Annotated in this window: 22 protein-coding genes; 10 read left to right on the forward strand and 12 right to left on the reverse strand. The window is 32.3% G+C overall.

Features of this window, described 5'->3' with window-relative positions:
- Positions 1-25: 25 nt before the first annotated feature.
- The 3 genes from PB7211_RS05915 to PB7211_RS05925 form a co-directional block, all read right to left on the reverse strand.
- Positions 26-1,360, reverse strand: coding sequence for a TRAP transporter large permease (locus PB7211_RS05915; RefSeq protein ID WP_008545156.1), 1,335 nt, complete (start codon positions 1,358-1,360; stop codon positions 26-28).
- Positions 1,361-1,999: a TRAP transporter small permease subunit gene (locus PB7211_RS08015; RefSeq protein ID WP_034399137.1), complete on the reverse strand. Its 639-nt coding sequence runs from the start codon at positions 1,997-1,999 to the stop codon at positions 1,361-1,363. It abuts the gene before it with no gap.
- A gap of 67 nt (positions 2,000-2,066) precedes the next feature.
- The gene (locus tag PB7211_RS05925; protein ID WP_008544653.1) at positions 2,067-3,164 is read right to left on the reverse strand and encodes a TRAP transporter substrate-binding protein; all 1,098 of its coding nucleotides are present in this window, start codon (positions 3,162-3,164) and stop codon (positions 2,067-2,069) included.
- 149 nt (positions 3,165-3,313) lie between these two features.
- Here PB7211_RS05925 and PB7211_RS05930 point away from each other — a divergent pair, with 149 nt between their 5' ends.
- Genes PB7211_RS05930 through PB7211_RS05960 form a run of 7 tightly spaced genes read left to right on the forward strand, consistent with a single transcriptional unit; the run spans position 3,314 to position 9,494 of the window.
- Positions 3,314-4,909, forward strand: a complete 1,596-nt coding sequence (locus PB7211_RS05930) for a GMC family oxidoreductase (RefSeq protein WP_008544606.1) — start codon at positions 3,314-3,316, stop codon at positions 4,907-4,909.
- Positions 4,910-5,503 carry a TerC family protein gene (locus PB7211_RS05935; RefSeq protein ID WP_029454515.1) on the forward strand — a complete coding sequence of 198 codons (594 nt, stop codon included), beginning with the start codon at positions 4,910-4,912 and terminating at the stop codon, positions 5,501-5,503.
- Positions 5,503-6,261 carry an SDR family NAD(P)-dependent oxidoreductase gene (locus tag PB7211_RS05940; RefSeq protein WP_008544958.1) on the forward strand — a complete coding sequence of 253 codons (759 nt, stop codon included), beginning with the start codon at positions 5,503-5,505 and terminating at the stop codon, positions 6,259-6,261. Before PB7211_RS05935 ends, PB7211_RS05940 begins: the two co-directional genes overlap by 1 nt.
- Positions 6,246-7,049 carry a M23 family metallopeptidase gene (locus tag PB7211_RS05945; protein ID WP_008545844.1) on the forward strand — a complete coding sequence of 268 codons (804 nt, stop codon included), beginning with the start codon at positions 6,246-6,248 and terminating at the stop codon, positions 7,047-7,049. The genes PB7211_RS05940 and PB7211_RS05945 overlap by 16 nt, the downstream gene beginning before the upstream one ends.
- Before the next feature lie 9 nt (positions 7,050-7,058).
- Positions 7,059-7,835 (forward strand): fumarylacetoacetate hydrolase, encoded by a 777-nt coding sequence (locus PB7211_RS05950; RefSeq protein ID WP_008544832.1) that lies wholly within the window; start codon positions 7,059-7,061, stop codon positions 7,833-7,835.
- A complete protein-coding gene (locus PB7211_RS05955; RefSeq protein WP_008544477.1) occupies positions 7,835-8,986 on the forward strand; it encodes a M24 family metallopeptidase in 1,152 nt (383 codons plus the stop codon). Before PB7211_RS05950 ends, PB7211_RS05955 begins: the two co-directional genes overlap by 1 nt.
- Positions 8,987-9,008: 22 nt before the next feature.
- Entirely contained in the window at positions 9,009-9,494 is a 486-nt protein-coding gene (locus tag PB7211_RS05960) for a YajQ family cyclic di-GMP-binding protein (protein WP_008544207.1), read from the forward strand.
- 5 nt (positions 9,495-9,499) lie between these two features.
- Here PB7211_RS05960 and fghA read toward each other — a convergent pair whose 3' ends face one another.
- The 4 genes from fghA to xsc all read right to left on the reverse strand — a co-directional run bounded on the left by fghA (position 9,500) and on the right by xsc (position 14,635).
- Positions 9,500-10,330 (reverse strand): S-formylglutathione hydrolase, encoded by an 831-nt coding sequence (fghA, locus tag PB7211_RS05965; protein WP_034399140.1) that lies wholly within the window; start codon positions 10,328-10,330, stop codon positions 9,500-9,502.
- A 1-nt stretch (position 10,331) separates the two neighbouring features.
- Complete coding sequence (locus tag PB7211_RS05970) at positions 10,332-11,444, reverse strand: S-(hydroxymethyl)glutathione dehydrogenase/class III alcohol dehydrogenase (RefSeq protein WP_008545375.1); 1,113 nt, start codon at positions 11,442-11,444, stop codon at positions 10,332-10,334.
- A 62-nt stretch (positions 11,445-11,506) separates the two neighbouring features.
- Positions 11,507-12,811 (reverse strand): NAD(P)/FAD-dependent oxidoreductase, encoded by a 1,305-nt coding sequence (locus tag PB7211_RS05975; RefSeq protein WP_008544877.1) that lies wholly within the window; start codon positions 12,809-12,811, stop codon positions 11,507-11,509.
- 39 nt (positions 12,812-12,850) lie between these two features.
- Positions 12,851-14,635: a sulfoacetaldehyde acetyltransferase gene (xsc, locus tag PB7211_RS05980; RefSeq protein ID WP_008544656.1), complete on the reverse strand. Its 1,785-nt coding sequence runs from the start codon at positions 14,633-14,635 to the stop codon at positions 12,851-12,853.
- Positions 14,636-14,749: 114 nt separating this feature from the next.
- Between xsc and PB7211_RS05985 the strand changes: the two genes are divergently transcribed.
- The 3 genes from PB7211_RS05985 to PB7211_RS05995 are packed head-to-tail and all read left to right on the forward strand — an operon-like array spanning position 14,750 to position 17,295.
- Positions 14,750-15,034, forward strand: coding sequence for a UxaA family hydrolase (locus tag PB7211_RS05985; RefSeq protein WP_008544684.1), 285 nt, complete (start codon positions 14,750-14,752; stop codon positions 15,032-15,034).
- 4 nt (positions 15,035-15,038) lie between these two features.
- The gene (locus PB7211_RS05990) at positions 15,039-16,205 is read left to right on the forward strand and encodes a UxaA family hydrolase (RefSeq protein ID WP_008544455.1); all 1,167 of its coding nucleotides are present in this window, start codon (positions 15,039-15,041) and stop codon (positions 16,203-16,205) included.
- 7 nt (positions 16,206-16,212) lie between these two features.
- Positions 16,213-17,295, forward strand: coding sequence for a YeiH family protein (locus PB7211_RS05995; RefSeq protein WP_008544288.1), 1,083 nt, complete (start codon positions 16,213-16,215; stop codon positions 17,293-17,295).
- Positions 17,296-17,307: 12 nt separating this feature from the next.
- On the opposite strand, the gene PB7211_RS06000 is transcribed toward PB7211_RS05995, so the two are convergent.
- From PB7211_RS06000 to aprB, 5 genes are all read right to left on the reverse strand, one after another.
- Positions 17,308-18,387: a sulfite exporter TauE/SafE family protein gene (locus PB7211_RS06000; protein ID WP_008546097.1), complete on the reverse strand. Its 1,080-nt coding sequence runs from the start codon at positions 18,385-18,387 to the stop codon at positions 17,308-17,310.
- Positions 18,388-18,416: 29 nt separating this feature from the next.
- Positions 18,417-18,551 (reverse strand): hypothetical protein, encoded by a 135-nt coding sequence (locus PB7211_RS08085; protein WP_008545402.1) that lies wholly within the window; start codon positions 18,549-18,551, stop codon positions 18,417-18,419.
- Between the two features lie 71 nt (positions 18,552-18,622).
- Positions 18,623-18,973, reverse strand: coding sequence for a hypothetical protein (locus PB7211_RS06010; protein ID WP_029454502.1), 351 nt, complete (start codon positions 18,971-18,973; stop codon positions 18,623-18,625).
- 21 nt (positions 18,974-18,994) lie between these two features.
- Positions 18,995-20,854 (reverse strand): adenylyl-sulfate reductase subunit alpha, encoded by a 1,860-nt coding sequence (gene aprA, locus PB7211_RS06015; RefSeq protein ID WP_008544778.1) that lies wholly within the window; start codon positions 20,852-20,854, stop codon positions 18,995-18,997.
- Positions 20,854-21,324, reverse strand: coding sequence for an adenylyl-sulfate reductase subunit beta (gene aprB, locus PB7211_RS06020; protein ID WP_029454500.1), 471 nt, complete (start codon positions 21,322-21,324; stop codon positions 20,854-20,856). Before aprB ends, aprA begins: the two co-directional genes overlap by 1 nt.
- Positions 21,325-21,349 lie beyond the last annotated feature (25 nt).

Consider the following 21,349-nt stretch of genomic DNA (forward strand, 5'->3'; position numbering starts at 1 on the left):
AAGAATAATATTAAACTAATAATCTCTACTGTCCATATAGATAGGCTGGTAACCACAATGCAATTTTAGGAAATATAATTATTACAACTAGACCTATCACTTGAATAACCATAAATTGCATCATTCCATAATAGATATCCTTTAAATCCCATTCAGGAACTACACCCTTCAAGAAATATGCCGAGAGTGCTACTGGAGGAGATAGCCAGGCAGTCTGAAGATTGACCGCTACTAGAATTGCAAACCATGTTAAATTAAATCCTAAAGCTTCAACTAAAGGTAATATTATTGGAATAATAATCATTACTATTGGTACCCATTCTAAAGGCCAGCCTAAAAGAAAAATCATCACCATAATTAAAGCCAAGATTAAATATTTATTCATCTCTAGACTTAACAAAAAGTCTGTTAGTAACATTGGTGTTCCTAATCTTGAAAACACTGCCCCAAAGAAGTTTGAAGCTGCAACTAGAACCATAATTAACGCAGAAATTTCAAGAGTTTTAACTAAAGCATCTTGTAATTTTTTAAATGTTAATTTTTTATATCCTAAAGCTAAAATTAAAGAACCCATTGCACCACATCCCGCTGCTTCTGTTGGTGTTGCAAATCCAAAAAGAATACTTCCAAGGGCTGCAAAGACTAATGCTGCTGGTGGAACTAAACCTAAAAAAAATTCAATCCAAACAGCTTTCATACTGGTCGCTCTTAGTTCAGGTGGTAATACTGGTCCAAGACTTGGATCCAACCAGCATCTAATAGTAGTGTATGCGGCATAGAGAGTTGCAAGTAAAACTCCTGGTATAATTGCTGCTGCAAATAAATCTGTAACTGGTATTTCCATAATTGGGCCCATTACTACAAGCATAATACTTGGAGGAATTAATATACCCAAAGTTCCACCAGCAGTAATTGTTCCTGCTGCTAATCTTACATTATAACCTGATCTATTCATTGATTTAGCTGCCATGATACCAAGTATAGTTACTGATGCTCCTACAATTCCTGTAGCAGCAGCAAAAACTACAGAAACAAATAATACTGCGTAATATAACGATCCTCTAACCTTAGCTAACATTAATTGAAAAGCTGAAAACAATCTTTCCATTAATCCAGCTTGCTCCATCATAATTCCCATAAAGACAAAGAGTGGGACTGCCGCCAGTGTTTGTTCGGTCATAACCATAGAAAACTGTAAAGTCATTAGATAAAAAACTAATTTTCCAAAACCTAGATAGCCAAATACAAATCCAAGAAAAATTAAAGTAAATGAAATTGGAAACCCAACAAAAATTGAAAAAAGCATTACTCCAATTAAAATAAAACCTAAAATTTCAGGAGCTATAAATTCAGATATCATTTATTCTTCGCCTCCTGGCCAAACACCTTTAGTTGCAGCCCAATAACTTTTGAATAATTCTGAAATACCCTGGATAATTAGAAAAACTATTCCAAACCATAAAGAAGCTTTAATTGGCCACATATATGGCATCCAAGCTGTATCCATTCCCCGCTCGCCTCTCATTATCGACTCTTGAACAAATCCAGTGGTCATATAAAGAAAAACTATTAATCCTGGAAAATAAAATAATAGATATAACCAAAAATCTATTCTCCCTTGAGTTTTGGTTTTAAAATTTCGATATAAAAAATCTGCTCTAATATGAACACCCTTTGAGAGCGCATATCCTGCGCCTAACATAAATAAAGCTCCATACATAAATCTACTCATGTCATAAGCCCACATAGTTGGAGCAGTGAATAATTTTCTTGCAAGAACCTCATAAGTCATTGCTAATATTAATGGAATTGTTATCCAGCAAACAACATTGCCAACCCATTTACTAAACAAATCTATTTTTGTAATTGAAGATGCCATCCACTTTGGCATATTTTTAGGCATTGACCCTGACCCACCTCTTCTCTCAGCTATCATTTCGTCTGAAATATCAAGCTTCTTAGGTTTAATTGGTTTTTTTGATTTATTGTTTCTTGGCATTAAAAAAATTTTTTAATTAAAAATAAAGCGGACAATAAATTGCCCGCTTTATAAAAGTTTTTAGTTATTATTTTAATGTTGCTGCGTGAGCCATTCCTAGCTTAGCATTAGACATTTGAGATCCAGACCAGAAAGGTACTGCAATATCAGCAAATGCTTTTTGAGAATCCCAAACTTTTTTAAAGAATGCATTCTTTGCAGCATTTGTTTCTAAACTTTTCTTTGCAGCAGCCATATATGCTGGGAAATAGTCAGCTGGAGTGTCTTGTAATATAACACCATGCTTAGTAGTTAACTCAGCAAGAGCTTTTCCGTTTTCATATATTCTGTAACTCATTGATTTTGATAAAGAAGCGTTTGCAGCAACTTCTAAAGCTTTCTTCTCGATTGCAGACATTTTTTTATATTTGCTACCGTTTAGATAGAAGTCAGCATTTACTACTACTTGGTGAAGACCTTGTAAGTAGTAATTTTTTAGAACTTTGTGTAAACCAAAAACCATATCAGGTTTTGGGCAACACCATTCAGCTGCATCAATTGTTCCTGCTTCAAGAGCTGGTAGAATGTCTCCACCACCCATTGCAACAGAAGCTACACCAATATCTTTATAAGTTTGTCCTGGAATTCCTGGAGGAGTTCTGAACTTATACTTTCTAAAGTCAGCCATACTATTAATTGGCTCTTTAAACCAACCTAGAGCTTCTGGACCAACTGGTTGTAACATAAAACCTTTGATGTCTCTTCCCATCTCACTCCATAATTGGTCGTAAAGCTCTTTACCACCACCATATTGGAACCAAGATAAGAATGCGATATTATCAATACCAACACCTGCACCTGCTACTGGCGAACCAAATAACATAGCTGCTGGATGATCACCTGACCAATAGTGAGTCCAAGCAAAACCACAATCGATAAGACCTTTATCAACTGCATCTAAAGTTTCCTTTACACCTACTACTGCTCCGGCTGGCATAATTTCAAACTTAAGTGAACCTTGAGTTAGTTCAGAAACTGTGTCAGTGAAATCTTTTAACATTTTCACTTCATCAGCTTTTGCACTAATTACTGTTTGACACTTAAGAGTTTGTGCAGAATTTGCTCCTGTAACTGTCATGACAGTTAAAAGAAGAGTTCCTACAACTAATGATATGATTTTTTTCATATTGTTTTTCCCTCTCATTGTTTTTTTATAAAAAAAGTACCCTCTCAAACTTTTAAAAGTATAACAAGGATTAATATCGAGTTATTTAGTTTTTTTTGGTAAAATTGTTATTAAATAAAATAATTTAAATTATAAAGGTTCTAAACTTGATGGAAAATTTTGATTTTATAATTCTGGGTGCTGGATCCGCAGGATGTGTGCTTGCAAATAGATTATCAGAAAATCCCAATCACAAAGTGTTGCTTCTTGAAGCAGGTGGTAAAGATAATAATCCATGGATCCATATTCCTGTTGGATATTTTAAAACCATGCATAATCCAAATACTGATTGGTGTTATCGAACTGAACCTGATGAAAGTATGAATAATATTTCCATAAGATATCCAAGAGGAAAAATTTTAGGGGGAAGCTCGTCAATAAATGGGTTGTTATATATTAGAGGACAACACCGAGACTATGATCTATGGAGGCAATCTGGAAATACTGGTTGGGGTTGGGATGATGTTTTGCCGTATTTTATAAAAGCTGAAAATCAAGAGAGAGGTAAAAGTGAATTTCATGGTGTTGATGGACCTTTATCAGTTTCAGATCAAAGAATACACCTTCCACTTTTAGATGAATTTCAAAATGCAGCAGAAGAATTTGGCATTCCAAAAACAAAGGATTTTAATACAGGAGATAATCATGGGTGTGGTTATTTCCAAGTAACACAAAAAGATGGCTTCAGGTGTAGTACAGCAGTTGGATATCTAAACCCTGTAAAACATAGAAAAAATTTAAAAATAATTACTAATGCACATATTAAAAAAATAAATTTTGAAAATAAAATAGCTAAAGAAGTAGAGTTTTGGATGGATAATGAAGTAAAAAAAGTTGAAGCTAATAAAGAAATAATTCTATCTTCTGGTGCAATAGGTTCACCTCAAATTTTACAAGTATCTGGGATTGGAAATCATGAAAAATTAAAAAATCTAGGTATTGAAACTATACAAAATTTAAATGGTGTTGGAGAAAATTTACATGATCATTTGATGTTAAGACCGATTTATAAAATTAATGGTCTTAAATCACTTAACAAAAAAATAAATAGTTTATTTGGAAATTTAATGATTGGACTAGAATATATATTTAAAAGATCTGGCCCAATGACAATGGGGGCAAGCCAACTTTGCATGTTTGCAAAAAGTGATCCATCACTTGAACTTCCAGACCTACAATGGCATGTTCAACCAATGAGTATGGATACATTGGGAGCTACTAAAAATCATGATTTTCATGCATTTACTCCAACTGTTTCAAATATAAGACCTACTAGTAGAGGTCATGTTAGTATCGTTGATAAAGACACAAGAACTTACGCAAAAATTAAACAAAATTATTTATCAACTGATCATGATAGAATGGTAGCTGCTCGAGGTTTAAAATTAACTAGGAAAATTATATTAGAATCTGAAACTTTTAAAAAGTATACACCTGAAGAGTATAGACCAGGGATAAGTATTAATGATGATGAAGAACTAGTTAAAGAAGCTTCTAATTATGCACAAACTATTTTTCATCCTGTCGGAACTTGTAAAATGGGCCAAGATGATATGGCTGTTGTTGATGAAAAATTAAAAGTTAAAGGAATAAAAAATCTTAGGGTGATCGATGCATCAATAATGCCTAATATAACCTCTGGTAATACTAATGCACCAACAATAATGATTGCAGAAAAAGGTGCAGATATGATACTAGAGCAATAAATGTTTGCAGAACTAATTTCTCCAGAACAGTTAGCTATTTTAGGTCAAATCATATTTATTGACCTAGTGCTTGCGGGCGACAATGCAATTATAATTGGAATGGTTGCATCAAAGTTTCCAGTTGAACAAAGAAAAAAAATTATTTTTTGGGGCATAGGTGGAGCAGTAATATTAAGGATAATTTTAACTTTACTGACCGCTTATCTATTACAAATTACAGGACTTCGATTAATTGGTGGACTATTACTGCTTTATATAGTTTACAAACTTTATGTTGACGTCATTAAAGGCTCAGAGCAAGAGGATGATATAAAAGTTGATAATTCAAACTTTTTAAAAGCTATTTGGACTATTCTACTTGCAGATTTTACTATGAGCCTTGATAATGTATTAGGTGTAGCTGGTGCAGCTGGAGATCATTATACACTATTAATTTTTGGTTTGGTTTTATCAATCGTTTTAATGGCAACTGCAGCAAGTTTGATATCTAAATGGATCAAAGAGTATAAGTGGATTGCTTGGGCTGGTTTAATTGCAATTTTAGTAGTAGCTGTTGAGTTGATTTACACAGATATTAAAATATTATTCTTATAATGTATTTACAAAAAATTAATTTAAAAAATAAATATGCTCTTGTTACAGGAGCAGGTAAAGGGTTAGGTAGAGCTTGTGCAATAGCATTAGCTGAAGCTGGAGCAACAGTAATTGCTCTAAGTCGAACATCATCAGATTTAGATAAATTAGAAAAAGAAATAAAAAAAATAAAAGGTAAAATTATTAAAATTCACTGTGATGTGATGAATTATGATGACTTAAGAAAAAAAATAGAAAAAATAAAAATCATAGACGTACTGGTTAATAATGCTGGAACCAATATTCCTGAACCATTTGAAAAAATAAAACAAAGAAGTATGAACTATTTGGTAGATTTAAATCTTAAAGCTGCATTTAACGTTGCTCAATTAGTAGTAAAAAAAATGCTTAAAAACAAGAAAAAGCCTGGATCAATAATTAATATATCTTCTCAATTAGGTCATGTTGGTATGAGTGGTCGAAATGTTTATAATATGACAAAATTTGGTATCGAAGGATTGACTAAAGGAATGGGTGTAGAATTAGCAAAGAAAAATATTAGAGTAAATACAGTTGCACCAACATTTGTGGCAACACCAATGGTAAAAAACTTTTTTAAAAATAGAAAATTTAAGAAATTAGCTTTAGGAAATATTCCTATGTCAAAACTGGCATCTGAAAGTGATGTAGCAACATCAGTTTGTTTCTTGGCATCTTCAGCTTCATCAATGATTACGGGAACATCAATAATAATAGATGGTGGATGGACTGCTCAATAATTTATAGATTTTTTTTTGTATTTTTAATTTTTGTACCATCACAACTTCAAGCAATTGAATTTCAAGGAAAATTTTTACAAGGTCATTTCATTTTAGGCTCAACAAATCCTAACGCTAAAATTCTAGTAGGTAAAAAAGAAGTTAAAGTATCAAAAGATGGTTTTTTTGTTTTTGGTATTGATAGAGATAGAAAATTTGATTTAAAGTTTACTAAAATAATAGATGGTAAAAAAACTATAATTACAAAAAAAGTATTAAAAAGAAAATATAATATTCAAAGAATTGATGGACTTGAGGAAAGTAAAGTTACTCCACCTGAGTCAGTTTACAAAAGAATTAAAAAAGAAAATAATGCAATCGGTGAGGCAAGGGCCATAAATTCTGATTTAGATTTCTTTAAAGATAAATTTATTATGCCTGTTGAAGGAATTATTAGTGGTGTATATGGTAGTCAAAGAATTTTAAACGGTAAACCAAAGTGGCCTCATTTCGGAATTGATATAGCAGCTAAGCAAGGAACTATGATTAAATCTTCAGGAGCTGGAGTTGTCACTATGGCAGAGGACGATTTATATTATACAGGTGGCACCATCATCATGGATCATGGTCATGGAATATCAACAATATATTCTCACCTAGAAAATATTTTAGTTTCAGTTGGAGACAAAATTAATCAAGGAGATATTATAGGTACAGTTGGTTCAACAGGAAGATCAACTGGACCACATCTTGATTTTAGAATTAATTGGTTTCAAACAAGACTTGATCCAATGTCTATATTGAAATAAAAAAGTTTAATGAATAAAAATTTAAAAAATAAGATTTCAGATAAACTTGTTAACGCATTTTTAAAAAATAAAATAGTTTCTCCATTACCTCAAAAGATCACCAAAAAACTTACTGTTGCTGATGAGTTTAGAAAATTATGTGAAAGTAAAATTAAAGAACCTGTTATTGGATTTAAAGCTGGTGGAACAGGAATTCCTGTAATGAAAAAATTGAAAGAAAAAGAGCCATTTTATGCATCTATCTATAAAAGAAATTTTTTAAAAAGTGGTAAAAAAGTAAAAATAAATAAATCTACTTTAGGAATTGAACTAGAAGTTTGTTATTTAATTAAAAAGCAATTTTTTTCATCAAAAGGTAAAATAACTATGAAAAATATAGCAAAATATATTTCTCATATGGCACCATGTATTGAAGTTGTGGGTTATAGACAAAAGAAAAAAGGTGTTACATCCTTTGGTGATTTGGCCAGTGATTTTGGTGCAAATGTAAAATTTTTAATTGGTCAAAAGAAAAAATATAAAAAAATTAATATAGGTAATTTAAAAACAATTATTTCAAACAAGAAGATAAACCAGACTGTTTCGGGTAATACAGGAGCTGTTTACATAAGTCCTCTTAACTCACTAAGATTTGTTCTTAACAAACTAAAGAAAGATAAAGTTGATTTAAATAAAGACTTTTATGTCTTTACTGGCTCAACTGTTGGTGTAGTTCCAATTCTTGGCAAAGGATTGTATGCAGGTAAAATTGACAAGTTAGGTTCAGCAAAAGCTATAATCCATTAATGGGATTGCATTTTACAGCAGAAGAATTTTCTAAAAGAAAACAAGACGTTCTAAAATCAATGAAAGAGCAAAATTTAGATGCTCTTTTAATGTTTAGGCAAGAGTCTATGTATTGGCTCACAGGATACGATACTTTTGGATATGTTTTTTTTCAAACTCTAATTTTAGATCAAAAAGGAAATATTATTCTTTTAACTCGCGCGCCTGACTTAAGACAGGCACAAAATACATCTAATATTAAAGATATCAGAATTTGGGTTGATCAAGATGGGATAAATCCAACTAATGATCTTAAACACATATTAAATGAGCTTAATTTAAAGGATAAAAAAATTGGAATTGAGTACGAAGCATATGGGATGACTGGACGTAATGCTTTAAGATTAAATAAATCTTTAGAAAATTATTGTAATGTTGAAGATCAATCTGAATTAATAACTAAATTAAGGGTAATTAAATCTGATGAAGAATTAGTTTATGTGAAAAAAGCCGCCGAACTTGCTGATAGAGCGCTTGATGAAGCTTGGAAATATACTAAAGCTGGTGCTAGTGAAGCAAAAATTTTAGCAGAAATGCAAAGAGCAGTTCTTGAAGGCGGTGGAGACTACCCTGCAAATGAATATATAATTGGTTCGGGAGACAATGCTTTGCTTTGTAGATATCAAGCAGAAAAAAGAAATTTGTCTGATACTGATCAATTAAGTTTGGAATGGGCAGGAACTTTTAAACATTATCATTCAGTAATGTTTAGAACTATACCTATCGGAAAAGCAGACTCAAAACATATTAAGATGCATGAGGCTTGTGTTGATGCGTTAACAAATTGTGTAAAAACTTTAATTCCAGGTAAAACTGCAGGTGATGTGTTTGATGCTCATGCTAAAACTTTTGATGATTTAGGTTTTAAAAAAGCAAGAATGAATGCTTGTGGTTATTCTTTGGGTTCAACCTTTTCACCTAATTGGATGGACTGGCCTATGCTATACACTGGCAATCCTTATGTAATAACTCCTGGTAATGTCTTCTTCATGCATATGATCTTAATGGATTCAGACAGTAATTTAGCCATGAATTTAGGTGAAACCTATTTAGTTACAGAGAATGGCAATGAAAGATTAGGCAAACAAAAGTTGGATCTTGTGATCCTATAATGACTAGATTATATAATAAAATATGCCTTCATTTGACGTAATAAGTAAAATAAATTATCCCGAATTTGATAATGCTCTTGCTAATTGTTTAAGAGAAATTACTAACCGATATGATTTCAAAGGGCTTGATATTTCAATTGAAAGAAAAGATAAAACGATCACCACATTTGCCCCAGATGAATTAAAGTTAAAACAAGTAAATGAAATACTACAAGTTCATCTTATAAGAAGGAAAGTGGATCCAAGAGTGATAGTTGTTAAAAACTCAGAAAGTGCTGCAGGCACAACTATCAGACAAGTCAGTGAATTAAAAGAGGGTATTAGCCAAGAAAATGCTAAAAAAATTATTGCTGATGTTAAGAAACTAAAACTTAAAATCCAAATTAAAATTCAAGGGGAAGAATTAAGAGCTGAAGGAAAAAAAAGAGACGATCTTCAAGAAGCCATAACTGCAATACAAGCTATTGATATTGGTCTTCCAATTGAATTTGTAAACTTTAGAGATTAGTTCTGTTAATCTACGTTTTTTAAAATTAAAACGTGGTAATTTATATGATCTTCTATAAATGAATTAATAAAGTAATAACCATGGTCATAACCTGGGTGTTTTGTTACGAGTAATTTTTGACCTGTCTCATCGCACACTTTAATAAAATCATCTATACAAAGATCTTTTAAAAAATCATCACTTAAACCAACATCTATTTTAATACTTTCAAATTTTTTTTTTGAATTTTTTATTAAAGTTAAAGGATCATAGGTATTTAATTCATCTAAATTATTATCTAAATAATTAGAAAACATATCTTTTGCAAATGTACTATTATGAAGAGAACATATAGGTGAGAAAGCTGAGACTGATTTATATAAATCATTTTTGAGTGCACACTGAATAGCACCACCCCCACCCATAGAATGGCCAAAAATTCCTATTTTTGATTTACTAAATTCAAATTTGTTTGAAATTAACTCTGGTAATTCTTTTGTGATATAATCATACATCTTATAATTTCTAGACCAAGGTTCTCTTGTAGCGTTAAGATAAAATCCTGCACCATAACCAAGTTTGTAATCTTCGTTATCTGGTACACCCTCTCCTCTTGGGCTGGTATCAGGAACAACAACAGCAACCTGATGTTTTGAGGCAAATTGTTGAAATCCAGATTTTTGAATAAAATTTTGCTCAGTACAAGTTATGCCGCTTAGAAAATATAATAATGGGCAATCCTTACTATTATCAGGCAAATAAACAGCAAACTGCATGTTACAATTTGTTGTATCCGATAGATGTTTGTAAACTTCTTGAGATCCGTTGTGTGACCTATGTTTTTCAACTAATTCCATTTTAGAAATTAATCACACTTCTTATTGACTTTCCTTCGTGCATTAAATCAAAAGCCTTGTTGATGTCTTCAATAGCAAACTCATGAGTAATTAAATCATCTATATTAATTTTTTTATCCATATACCAATCAACAATTTTAGGAACATCCGTTCTTCCTTTTGCTCCACCAAAAGCAGTTCCTTTCCAAACTCTTCCTGTAACTAATTGAAATGGTCTAGTTGCAATTTCTTGACCAGAGCCAGCTACACCAATAATAATTGATTCACCCCATCCTTTATGACAACATTCTAATGCTTGACGCATCACATTTACGTTACCAATGCACTCAAAACTATAATCAGCACCACCATTGGTTAATTCAATTATTTTTTCTTGTAATTTGTTATCTGGATAATCTTTTGGATTAACAAAATGTGTCATTCCAAATTTTTCTGCAATTTGTTTACGTTCTGGATTTAAATCTACACCAACAATAACACTTGCTTTAGCTAACTTACATCCTTGAATAACATTAAGACCAATTCCACCTAAGCCAAAAACAACAGTTGTTGCACCTTCTTCAACTTTAGCAGTATTAATCACGGCACCTATCCCAGTGGTTACACCACAACCAATATAACAAGCTTTACTTGCAGGTGCGTCTTCTCGTATTTTAGCTAAGGCAATTTCTGGAACAACTGTATAATTTGCAAATGTTGATGTGCCCATATAATGGTATAAAGTTTTTCCTTTATAAGAAAATCTTGAAGTTCCATCTGGCATCAATCCTTTACCTTGAGTTTCACGGATAGCTTGGCATAAATTTGTTTTACCGGATAAACAAAACTTACATTTACGACATTCAGGAGTGTACAAAGGTATAACATGATCATCTTTCTTTAATGAGGTTACTCCTTCACCTACTTCAACAACAATTCCAGCTCCCTCATGACCTAGTATTGATGGAAAAATACCTTCTGGATCATCTCCCGATAATGTATATGCATCTGTATGACATACTCCTGTAGATTTAATTTCAACAAGAACCTCTCCTTTTTTTGGTCCTTCAAGATCTACATAATCTACAATTAATGGCTTAGCTTTTTCTAATGCAATTGCTGCTTTTACTTTCATTTTAAAAACCTTTTTTATGAAAATCTTTTAACACAAAAAACCAAAGTATAATAGGACACCTATTAAATTTCCGATCTTGCTCTAAGTCGTTCATAAATTAGTCTTATTTTAACACCTAGATTTAAAAAAGGTTGTGGTGGAAGCCATGTAGGTTTATTTCTTGCTTCAATGGTTTCTATTTCTTTAGTGTTTTCATTGCTTGCTTTAATTGCAATTTGTTCTCCAAACAAAGTACCAACACCTATACCAGATCCATTATAACAACCTGCAGCAAAGATATTTTCATCAATTTTTTCAAATATTTGAGAGCTATTTCTTGTTCTGGAAACAATTCCTGACCATGAAGATTGGATTATATTGTCTGGTAATTGTGGAAATCTTTTTTTAATTCCTATTTTTTGATTAATAGATCTTGTATCTAAATCTTTCTTAGACATTTTTGCAGGATCACGTACTTCTGCAGTATTTCTAATCAAAATTCTTCTATCTTTAGTCATTCTTATTGTGGCACCCATTGGTCTTACGGGTAATACCCCCCATTCTTTTGGCTCACCAATTGACTTAAATTCTTCATCAGTTAATGATCTCGTCATACTCGCGGTTAAAGTAATTGGAAAATTATAATTTGATTTAATACCTAAAGATTTCAAAAAACCATTTGTCGCAAAAATAATTTTATTGGTATTAATTTTTACATTTTTAAAATTACAAGAAATTTTATCTTTAACTTTGCTCCAATCTAATAAACATGAATTTTCATACAAAAAAACATTATTTGGTAATATATCAATCATAGCCCTTACCAACTTTCCTGGATGTAATAAAATTCCACCTTTTGTATGAAGCGCAATATTATAAAAACTAGTACCAAGTCTATTTGATAAATCATTGCTTGATAATATATTGTGTTCAAAACCTAGTTTTGAAAGAGTATCTGAAAAATTTGTTAAAATTGTTTGATCAGATTTTTTTGAGGATGCAAAATATTTTCCACATTCATTCCAATCACAATCAACTTGATATTCATTGATAAAATTTTTTACAAATTTTATACCCAATTCATAAATATCAGCTTTTTTTTTATAATTATCCAATTCTTTATTAGAGGTAAATCCGTCATTAAGAGTGGTATCTACTAAATAGCCTGAATTTCTACTGCTAGCTCCCTCTCCAGCTAATTGTGCATCTACAAGTATAATTTTTTGCTTAGGATATAATTGCCCTAATTTTCTTGCTGCTGATAAGCCTGTATAACCAGCGCCTATTATTAACCAATCACAATCTTCATTTAATTGAAGTGATTTAATATTAGTTCGAGGAATTAAATCATTAACCCAACTACAACCATTATCGTTAGTCACTTCCATGAAGTGACTTTACGATAATTGTTTAATTTTTTAAAGAATTTAAGAATTTAAAGAAGGTTGCTTTTTCATATCTGCTTTGTTGATACCAGCAACTTTGACTGGTTTCTTCATTGCATCTCTTCTAAATGGTTCACCAAGTTCTTGGTTTAGAATTACTTCAATAAATGTTGTAATTCCTTTCTTTTGATCTTCACAAGATTGCTTGATTGCATTTGTTGTTTCTTCCATTGTTCTAACTGTTACACCTTTTAAACCGCAAGCATCTGCAACTTTAGCATAACTTAGTTCTGGATCTAATTCAGTTCCAACAAAATTATCATCAAACCATAGAGTGGTATTTCTTTTTTCAGCACCCCATTGATAATTTCTAAAGATAACCATTGCTATAGCTGGCCATTCCTCTCTAGCGCAAGAACTCATTTCATTCATGCTGATACCAAATGCACCATCACCTGCAAAACCTATTACTGGAGTATCAGGACAACCAATTTTAGCTCCTAATATTGAAGGAAAACCATATCCACACGGACCAAATAAACCAGGTGCAAGATATTTTCTTCCTTTTTCAAATGTAGGATAAGCATTTCCAATCGCACAGTTATTTCCAATGTCGCTTGAAATAATTACATCATCTGGCATACCAGCTTGAATCGCTCTCCAAGCTTGTCTGGGAGACATTCTATCAGCGTCTCTTTCTCTCGCCTCTTTGTTCCAAACTGTACCTTCATCGTCATCTTCATGATCTAGACTTGATAATTTTTGTAACCAAGCCGATTTAGTTTGGTGAATTATGTCTTTTCTTTTTTGTCTATCTGTATCACCTGCTGTTGGTGAAAGTTGAGCAAGTAATTGTTGTGCAACTAATTTTGCATCACCACAAATTCCAACAGTAACTTTTTTTGTTAGACCAATTCTATCCGAATTCATATCGACCTGAATGATGCTTGCATCTTTAGGCCAATAATCCATTCCATAACCTGGTAAAGTTGAAAAAGGATTTAGTCTAGTACCTAATGCTAAAACAACATCAGCTTTTTGAATTAATTCCATTCCTGCTTTTGAACCATTGTATCCCAATGGACCAGCTGCTAGTGGATGACTTCCTGGAAAACTATCATTATGTTGATAACCAGAACAAACTGGTGCATCTAATTTTTCAGCAAGTTTTTTACAATCTTCAATAGCACCACCAATTACAACTCCTGCTCCAGATAAAATTACTGGAAATTTTGCATTCGATAATAAGTCGGCTGCTTTTTTTATTGCATCAACACCACCTGCTTGTCTTTCGAGTCTTACAATTGGGGGAAGATCAATGTCAATAACTTGTGTCCAATAATCTCTTGGAACATTAATTTGTGCCGGAGCAGATCCTCTAATAGCTTTTTCAATTACTCTATTTAAAACTTCTGCCATTCTTGAAGGGTCTCTTACTTCTTCTTGATAACAAACCATGTCTTTAAATAAATTCATTTGTTCAACTTCTTGAAAACCACCTTGACCCATAGTTTTATTTGCAGCTTGAGGTGTAACTAATAAAAGAGGAGTGTGATTCCAATATGCAGTTTTTATTGGAGTTACTAAACCAGTAATTCCAGGACCGTTTTGTGCAATCACCATTGACATTTTACCAGTAGCTCTTGTGTATCCATCCGCAATTAATCCACCATTAGTTTCATGTGCAACATCCCAAAAAGTAATTCCAGCATCTGGAAAAATATCTGAAATCGGCATGAAGGCAGAACCAATAATTCCAAAAGCATGTTCAATACCGTGCATTTGTAAAACTTTTACAAAAGCTTCTTCTGTTGTCATTTTTGTCATAAAACTAGAACCTCTCTAAAGTGTAATTTAAAATCTTATAAAATTCGTTTGTTAATTTTTTGGATTAATATATAAGATTTTAGAAATTTCAAACAAACAATTGACACTATAAATATGGCAACAGATATAATAATTCATGATAAAAAAGACAACGTAGGAGTAGTTGTTATTGAAAAAATTACCCCTAAACAGGACTGTGCATGCTGGATAATGGAAGATGATAGTTCAACAAACATTCAATCTTTAGATGAAATTCCTTTAGGACATAAAATTGCAATGACTGATCTAAATGAAGGTGACACAATTCTTAAATATGGTCATGATATAGGAAAAGTCGTTAAATCAATTAAAAAAGGTGAGCACGTTCACGTTCACAATGTTAAAACAAAGAAGTGGTAGTAATATGGAAATTCCAAAGAGTTTTTTAGGTTATAAAAGAGAAAATGGTAGAGCTGGTACTAGAAATCACGTAATCATTCTACCTGTTGATGATATTTCAAATGCATGTGCTGAAGCAGTAGCAAACAACATTAAAGGTACTATTGCGCTTCCCCATTCATATGGAAGACTTCAGTTTGGTGCAGACTTAGAGCTTCATTTTAGAACAATGATTGGTACTGGCTGTAATCCAAATGTAGCAGCTGTAATAGTTATAGGTATTGAGCCTAAATGGACTAAAAAAATTGTTGATGGTATAGCAAAAACTGGAAAACCAGTTGAAGGATTTCATATAGAGCGTACAGGTGACATAGGAACAACTATGAAAGCCTCAAAAAAAGCTCAAGAATTTGTCATGTGGGCATCAGAAAAACAAAGAGAAGAATGTCCAATGAGTGATCTTTGGATATCAGTAAAATGTGGTGAGTCTGATACGACTTCAGGTTTAGCTGCAAACCCTACAGTAGGTAATCTTATGGATAAATTAGAACCAATGGGTGTTCATTTATGTTTTGGTGAAACTTCTGAATTAACTGGTGCTGAACAAGTTTGCGCTACAAGAGGTGCTACTCAAGAAGCATCAGACAAGTTTATGAAAACTTGGAATGATTATAATGATTTTATTTTAAAAGAAGCAACTGATGATCTTTCAGAAAGTCAACCTACTGCAGGCAATATTGCAGGTGGATTAACTACTATTGAAGAAAAAGCATTTGGAAATTTTCAAAAAATCGGAAACTGTAAATTTATAGATGTCTTAGAACCTGCTGAGGAGCCAACTAAAGGTAAAGGTTTGTATTTTATGGATACTTCATCTGCAGCAGCAGAGTGTGTAACTCTTCAAGCAGCAGCTGGTTTTAACATTCATTTGTTTCCAACAGGACAAGGTAATATTGTCGGCAATCCGATCGAACCTGTTGTAAAATTAACTGCAAATCCATTAACTGTAAAAGGTATGGGTGAGCATATTGACTGTGATGTTTCAAAAATATTAACTCGTGAAATGAATATGTCTCAAGCAGGAGATGAATTAATTAAAACAACTTTAAGGGTAGCTAACGGAAGATTAACTTGTGCAGAAGCTTTAGGTCATAAAGAATTTGTGATGACTAAACTCTACAGAAGTGCATAAAGTTTCTGTGCTAATTAACTTTAAGTATCTCAAGTCTATTTTACCAGGTGTTATTTTAGCTTTAGTATTTTGTTTATTTTCTCAAGGAATTAATAATGTATTAGCAATAGAAATTTTCGGAACTCCCAAAAGTCCAATTTCAACTGTACTAATAGCTATACTTCTTGGAATTTTAATGGGTAATGCATTTACACCAAGACCAGGAATGATGATTGGTTTGGATTTTACTCAACAATATATATTAAAATTAGGAATAATATTTTTAGGTATTAGATTAAGTTTTGCAGATTTTATTAAGTTTGGTTCAATTGCAATTCCATTAATTATAATTTGTATCGTGGGGGTTTTAATTTTAATTAAATTACTAATTAAAAAAGTACCTATCTCCTCAAAAATGTCTTATCTAATAGCTATAGGCACAAGTGTATGTGGAGCAACAGCAATAGTCGCAACTGCTCCAGTTATTAATGCAAAAAAATCTGAAGTAGCTTATGCAATTGCAAATATTACTTTATTTGGTGTAATCGCAATGCTGTTATATCCATATTTTGCTGAATGGTATTTTGATAATCAGTCGTTAAATGTTGGATTATTTCTGGGAACTTCTATTCATGAGACCTCTCAAGTAGCTGCAGCTGGATTGATTTATGATCAACAGTTTAATAGCCCTGAAACATTAAATGTAGCAACAGTAACAAAGCTAATTAGAAATACTTTCCTTGTAATATTGATACCTTTATTTGCATTTTTATATAATAGAGGTGAATTTAAAGGTCAAAAATACTCAATTTTTAATATTTTTCCTTATTTTGTTTTAGGTTTTATTGGGATGATAATTGTAAGAAATTTAGGTGATCAATTATATCCTACAGGAAGTAATAACCATGAAATTTGGGTTAATCTAATTGAATATTTAAAAATTTTAGCAACTGTTTTCTTAACAATGGCTATGGCAGCTGTTGGAATTTCTATCAATCTAAGTGAATTAAAATCAATGGGTTATAAACCTTTTGTTGTTGGTTTGATTGCAGCTGTTACAGTTGGAATTATAAGTCTAATCTATATTGAAACTCTACAAAAATTTATTTAATAAATTTCAAAACTAAGATTTTACAGACATTTTTTTTTTAAAATTCGAAATAAATCTTCTTATAAAGGCTGCTGCTACTCCTAAAAATACAGCAAACATAATTGAAAATAATCCATAGAAAAATGGCATCTCTTCAGAAAATTGTTTAATAAACAGAGAGAAAAAATTTAATTCCGTATTTAAAACTTTAACTGTTTCTTTTTGAATTTCTTCTGCAAAAAAACTATCATAAGCTATAGCTATACCAACTATTAAAAGTAAAATTGCTAACAAAGCTCTAAGCCCTGAACTATTAATCCTTTCACCTAATTTTTGTCCTAATTGAACACCAATTATAGATCCAATAACCAACATAAAAACTAACAATAAATCTATCGAACCATAATTAAATGAATGCAAAAAAGTTACAATTACACTTACAAATATTGTTACAAACAATGAAGTTCCTGGAACTAATTTTGTAGGCATCTTTATAATGTAAATCATTGCAGGCACTAAAATGAATGCACCACCTATACCCATGATTGCTGCGATAAAACCTACTAATAATCCTATAATTATTGGAGTAAATGCACTCTCATATAATTTAGATTTCGGAAATCTCATTCTAAACGGAAGACCATGTATCCAATAGTGAACATGTAATTTTTTTTTAATTAAAAGATTTTTTTTAGCCTTATCAATTTCACCAAGGCTTTCGACTAACATTAGAGTACCAATAATTGCCAGTATATACATGTAGGCTAGAGAGATAACTGTATCTATTTTTCCAATTCCTTTAAAATATGTAAAGGTATAAATACCAAGGGAGGTTCCAATGGTTCCACCTATAACAATCATTAAACCCATTTTGTAATCTAAAGTATTTTTTAGATAATGTGTTGTAGAGCCTGATACTGATGTTGCTAAAATATTATTAGCCTCATTTGCAACAGCATATGCGGGTGGAACACCTAAAAAAATTAAAAATGGTGTCATTAAAAAACCACCGCCTACTCCAAATAAACCTGAGAGAACACCAACAATTGCACTTAAAAAAAGTATTTCAATAGGATTAACAAATACTTGTGCGATTGGTAAAAATACTTCCATAAAAAATTTAAAAGTTATTTAAAAATAACTTAGTTAAAAGTGATAAAAGTTCCAACTAAAATAACACCCCAATAAGCAGCTAGGCTTAAAAATATACCAGTTTTAATAAAAGTTGCTTTTAAGTTTTGAAGTTTGTTTATGATTTTTACGTTAGAAAATTGCATTTAATCCGTCAATACACCCATAACGTTATTTGTCAAACAATTATTTTATAATTTGGATTAATTATTTTTGTTTAGTAGATGGTTGCTCCAAAGACTTTAACCACATCATCTTCAACACCAAGCACTAGCCTACCAAGAAATTCTCCTGAGATCTCTTTATTAGTTTGCTTGATTAAGACTGTGATGTGAACACCTCTTCTAAGACAGCCAAATGGTTCAAATGTTTCTTTTAAATTAGTGATTATCTTATTATTTGCCCACTGCTTGCCAAGTTCGACCTCATTAGCTCCAAACAGCATTTGTGTCGAAAAGTCCCTTGTAAACCCTCCGTAGTCCTTAAGATTTGAAGATTTCACTAAATTATCCCAGATAGGTTTAGCTACCGCATAAACCTCATCATCTGTCATCGACAATATATCCATACTGAGTACTTAAAAATTTAATTAAGAAGCTTTTTTCTTCTCGTTCTCGTCCACGATATGATAGACAGGAACTTTCTCCATACTAAATTTACCAGTTTTAGGGTCTCTTCTAGAGACTGTTAGGCAATGCCAGTTATCATCATCAAGTTTCATATGATCACCTCTGTAATAATATCCGGGCCATCTCGTTTCTTCTCTAAACATAGTATGTTCTGTTACACACTGTGAAGTAAGAGCTCTGTGTTTAAGCTCCCAAGCTCTCATTAGTTGGTGATAATCCTCAGCCCCAACATTTTCAAGATCTTCCTCTAACCAAGCTAAAAGCTCCAAACCTCTCTTTAACATATTAGCATTAGTCATATAATTAGTTGCGATTCCCCCTACATATTCGTCCATTATTCTTTGTAAACGCTGTAATCCTTGAATTGGAGAGATGTAACTAGGAGACACTGTACCTCCAGTTATTTCATTTTGAGCAACTGTATATGTTTCTAGAGGTTTATAAACTTTAGTTTTAAAATCTTCACATTGTTTATCAGATACCTTTAAACCTTCAGCCTTTTTATCTTCAATATACTTAACTGCTGCTTTTGCAGCTAATCTACCTTCTGTAAAAGAGCCTGATGAAAATTTGTGAGCACTTCCACCTACAGTATCACCAGCTCCAAAAAGTCCATCAATTGTAAGCATTCTATTGTATCCCCAGAAATATTCTGGAGGAGATAAATCTTCTGGTCCACTTACCCATGCTCCTGAACATGTTGCGTGAGAACCCATAACATAAGGCTCAGATGTAGTTAATTCCGGATTAGTATATTTTGGATCGATATTTTGAGAAGCCCAAACAACTGCTTGACCAACTGTCATACCTAAAAAGTTTTCCCATCCAACAGTTTCTAAATGTGGGTCTTGGAAGGCTTCAGTTGTTACCATATGAATTGGTCCACCACCTGCCATAGTTTCTTGAATAAAAGCATGGTTTCTTAAACAGGTTGGAGTTGGGTGATGATCAATATACTCTCCAACTAACTCTTTAGTTTGCTCATACCATTTTTTTTCATAGTTTTCACCGTTAGCATTTTGTGTATAAGTTTTTAAATGTAAAAAATAAGCACCAACAGGTCCATATCCATCTTTAAATCTGCATAACACAATTCTGTTTTCCATTTGTGTCATTTTTGCACCTGCAGCAATCGGTAAGGCATATGCTGAACCATTACTCCACGGAGCATACCAAGTTCTTCCCATACCTTCACCTACAGCTCTAGGCTTAAATATATGAGAAGCACCACCAGCAGCTACAATTACTGCTCTAGCTCTAAACACATGAAAGTCTCCAGTTCTCATATTAAATCCAACAGCTCCACCTACTCTGTTTTCTTGAGACTCATCCATTAATAAATGAGTAATCATTATTCTGTTGTAAATTTTATCAGCAGATTTTTTTGCTGCTTCTGCAACAATAGGTTTATAACTTTCACCATGAATCATGATTTGCCATTTACCTTCTCTTAAATATCTACCAGTTTCTTCATTCTTCATCATTGGAAGGCCCCACTCATCAAACATATGAACTGTTGAGTCTACGTGTCTTGCCATGTCATAACCTAAATCTTCTCTAACCATTCCCATTAAATCATTTCTTGCATATCTTACATGATCTTCTGGTTGGTTCTCACCCCACTGCATACCCATGTAGCAGTTAATAGCATAAAGTCCTTGAGCAACTGCTCCACTTCTATCAATGTTAGCTTTTTCAACACAAATAATTTTCATGTCTCTACCCCAGTGTCTAGCTTCAAAAGTAGCACCCGTTCCAGCCATACCTCCACCAACAACTAGAACATCGCATTCTTCATAATGTGTTTTATGCTTAGCCATTAGTAGTAAACTCCTTTTTTAAAGGATTCTTTTGGTACCGCAGGTAATTCACCATCAATATTAAGTCCTTCAGGTTCTGTGTATAAACGTTGTGAGTTAATTTCACCTTGGTTCGGCTTATCTCCATCAGCAAGCTTTGGAATAAATTTTCCCCATGGTTTTGTTGTAATTGGTGAAACAAAATCTTTTGTTGTTCCATTTCTAAATTTTATCTTCCAAGAAATAGTTCCTTTTTCTTCTTCACGTCTAACTCTAACACTGTGTCCCATTGGAGCAAAGTCAGCGTATCCTCTTACATCAATTGCATGATTTGGACACGCTTTTACACATGAATAACATTCCCAACAAAAGTTAGGCTCAATATTTTTTGCACGTCTTATATTTTCATCAATGTGCATTATATCTGACGGACAAATATCTACGCAATGACCACATCCATCACATCTAGTCATATATACAAATGTTGACATAATTTAATTTATTCCTTTTCTAGTT

The organism is Candidatus Pelagibacter sp. HTCC7211 (genome assembly GCF_000155895.1).
Taxonomy (GTDB): Bacteria; Pseudomonadota; Alphaproteobacteria; order Pelagibacterales; family Pelagibacteraceae; genus Pelagibacter.

Coding starts and splice junctions, on each gene's coding strand:
- PB7211_RS05915 (WP_008545156.1), bottom strand. CDS start 1,360: ATGATATCTGAATTTATAGCTCCTGAAATTTTAGGTTTTATTTTAATT.
- PB7211_RS08015 (WP_034399137.1), bottom strand. CDS start 1,999: ATGCCAAGAAACAATAAATCAAAAAAACCAATTAAACCTAAGAAGCTT.
- PB7211_RS05925 (WP_008544653.1), bottom strand. CDS start 3,164: ATGAAAAAAATCATATCATTAGTTGTAGGAACTCTTCTTTTAACTGTC.
- PB7211_RS05930 (WP_008544606.1), top strand. CDS start 3,314: ATGGAAAATTTTGATTTTATAATTCTGGGTGCTGGATCCGCAGGATGT.
- PB7211_RS05935 (WP_029454515.1), top strand. CDS start 4,910: ATGTTTGCAGAACTAATTTCTCCAGAACAGTTAGCTATTTTAGGTCAA.
- PB7211_RS05940 (WP_008544958.1), top strand. CDS start 5,503: ATGTATTTACAAAAAATTAATTTAAAAAATAAATATGCTCTTGTTACA.
- PB7211_RS05945 (WP_008545844.1), top strand. CDS start 6,246: ATGGACTGCTCAATAATTTATAGATTTTTTTTTGTATTTTTAATTTTT.
- PB7211_RS05950 (WP_008544832.1), top strand. CDS start 7,059: ATGAATAAAAATTTAAAAAATAAGATTTCAGATAAACTTGTTAACGCA.
- PB7211_RS05955 (WP_008544477.1), top strand. CDS start 7,835: ATGGGATTGCATTTTACAGCAGAAGAATTTTCTAAAAGAAAACAAGAC.
- PB7211_RS05960 (WP_008544207.1), top strand. CDS start 9,009: ATGCCTTCATTTGACGTAATAAGTAAAATAAATTATCCCGAATTTGAT.
- fghA (WP_034399140.1), bottom strand. CDS start 10,330: ATGGAATTAGTTGAAAAACATAGGTCACACAACGGATCTCAAGAAGTT.
- PB7211_RS05970 (WP_008545375.1), bottom strand. CDS start 11,444: ATGAAAGTAAAAGCAGCAATTGCATTAGAAAAAGCTAAGCCATTAATT.
- PB7211_RS05975 (WP_008544877.1), bottom strand. CDS start 12,811: ATGGAAGTGACTAACGATAATGGTTGTAGTTGGGTTAATGATTTAATT.
- xsc (WP_008544656.1), bottom strand. CDS start 14,635: ATGACAAAAATGACAACAGAAGAAGCTTTTGTAAAAGTTTTACAAATG.
- PB7211_RS05985 (WP_008544684.1), top strand. CDS start 14,750: ATGGCAACAGATATAATAATTCATGATAAAAAAGACAACGTAGGAGTA.
- PB7211_RS05990 (WP_008544455.1), top strand. CDS start 15,039: ATGGAAATTCCAAAGAGTTTTTTAGGTTATAAAAGAGAAAATGGTAGA.
- PB7211_RS06000 (WP_008546097.1), bottom strand. CDS start 18,387: ATGGAAGTATTTTTACCAATCGCACAAGTATTTGTTAATCCTATTGAA.
- PB7211_RS08085 (WP_008545402.1), bottom strand. CDS start 18,551: ATGCAATTTTCTAACGTAAAAATCATAAACAAACTTCAAAACTTAAAA.
- PB7211_RS06010 (WP_029454502.1), bottom strand. CDS start 18,973: ATGGATATATTGTCGATGACAGATGATGAGGTTTATGCGGTAGCTAAA.
- aprA (WP_008544778.1), bottom strand. CDS start 20,854: ATGGCTAAGCATAAAACACATTATGAAGAATGCGATGTTCTAGTTGTT.
- aprB (WP_029454500.1), bottom strand. CDS start 21,324: ATGTCAACATTTGTATATATGACTAGATGTGATGGATGTGGTCATTGC.